Origin of the sequence: Methylobacterium iners (genome assembly GCF_022179305.1) — a bacterium.
In the GTDB taxonomy this organism is placed as follows: Bacteria; Pseudomonadota; Alphaproteobacteria; order Rhizobiales; family Beijerinckiaceae; genus Methylobacterium; species Methylobacterium iners.
The window spans coordinates 1-1,647 of the sequence record NZ_BPQP01000170.1 but is presented as its reverse complement, the minus strand read 5'-3'; the positions used below and the strand labels follow the sequence as shown (position 1 = coordinate 1,647).

Sequence of the window (1,647 nt, the reverse complement as noted above, 5' to 3'; positions counted from 1 at the left end):
CTTCGCAGCCCCGGGATGACAGGGGGGTTTGGTCGTCCCCAAAGTGCACCGAGCCGCTTGGCCTGAGATCACGAGGCCGACCTCCCACATCCTTAAACGGCCGTTAACTGGGCGGGGATAGCGTTACCGGATCGTGTCTCCCGCGTCTGGTCCCGCATGCGCTCGCTCCGCCGCTCCGCATCGCCCTACGACACCTACCTGGACAGCGTCCGGCCGTTCATCGCCAAGCGCATGACCGAGCTCGGCGGTCTGGTGCTGTTCGCCGGCGCGACCGCGCTCACCGTGGCGCTGGCGACCTGGTCGATCGAGGATCCGAGCCTCAACCACGCGACCCTGCAGCCTGCCCACAACGTGCTGGGCGTGCCCGGCGCCATCGTCTCCGACCTCGCGATGCAGCTCCTCGGACTCGGCGCGCTCGCCTTCGCCCTGCCCCCCGCCTTCTGGGGCGTGCAGCTGATCCGCACGCGGGAATTGCCGCGCGGGGGCCTGCGCATCGCGCTCTGGGTCATCGGCTTCTTCGCGGCGAGCGCGGTGGCGAGCGCGCTGCCGCCGACGGCGCGCTGGCCGCTGCCGACCGGCCTCGGCGGCGTCGCGGGCGATGCCTTGATGCAGGCCGCCCGCACCCTCGTCGGGGTCATCGTCCCGCCGGCCTCCGCCCTCGTCGGCTTCGCCTTCGCGGGCATCGCCATCCTGAGTCTGACCGGCGCCTGCCGGGCCGGGGCCGGTGACGATGCCGAGGACGATGCGCCCGCCCACCGCCACGACGCGAGGCGCGACGAGCGCGAGGATGCCGACGGGCCGGGCCTCGGCCTCGTCTCCCTCGGCGCGGTGGCGCAGCTCCTGATCTCCGGGCGCAACCGCCTGACCGGCCGGATCGAGAGCTGGCGCGCCGAGCGGGCGGCCGCCGACCTCGTCTATGCGGGGAACTCGCCGGCGCTCGCAGCGCGGCGCGCCTTCGCGGCCGAGGACGACGCGCCCTGGGCAAGCGCCCCGCGGCCGGCCCCGGCCTTCGACGGACGCCGGGAACCCGTCTTCGATCGCGAGGCGGCTCCGCCCCTGGTCCAGCGCCGGGCCGCGCCCGTGCTCCACGACGACGAACCCGACGATGGCGGCCCCGAGGATGGGATGCTGCCGGACCCTGAGCCCGAGGCGCCGGCCCGCGTCTCCCGCGTCTCCGCACCGCCCCCGCCGCCCGCGCCCGTGCGGCGGGCCGCGCTGGTCGAGGCCTACGCGCCCGACGATTACGCCCACCCCGCCCTCGAACTGCTGGCCGCGCCCAAGCCCCCGGCGCCGGGCAGCCAGATCAGCGCCGACGCGCTCGAGCAGAACGCGACGCTCCTGGAGGCGACGCTCAGCGATTTCGGCGTGCGCGGCGATATCCTGGCCGTGCGGCCGGGCCCCGTGGTGACCCTCTACGAGCTCGAGCCCGCGCCGGGCACCAAGTCCAGCCGCGTCATCTCCCTCGCCGACGACATCGCTCGCTCGATGTCGGCCGTCTCCGCCCGCGTCGCCGTCGTTCAGGGGCGCAACGCCATCGGCATCGAGTTGCCGAACGCCAAGCGCGAGACGGTCTTCCTCCGCGAGCTCCTGGCCTCGGCCGAGTTCTCGGAGACGAAGCACAGCCTGGCGCTGTGCCTGGGCAAGAAC

Annotated in this window: 1 protein-coding gene; it reads left to right on the top strand. The window is 74.3% G+C overall.

Features of this window, described 5'->3' with window-relative positions:
- Positions 1-156: 156 nt before the first annotated feature.
- Positions 157-1,647 (top strand): DNA translocase FtsK (locus tag MFF55_RS26620; RefSeq protein WP_238247253.1); only part of this gene is annotated, 1,491 nt, incomplete at its 3' end.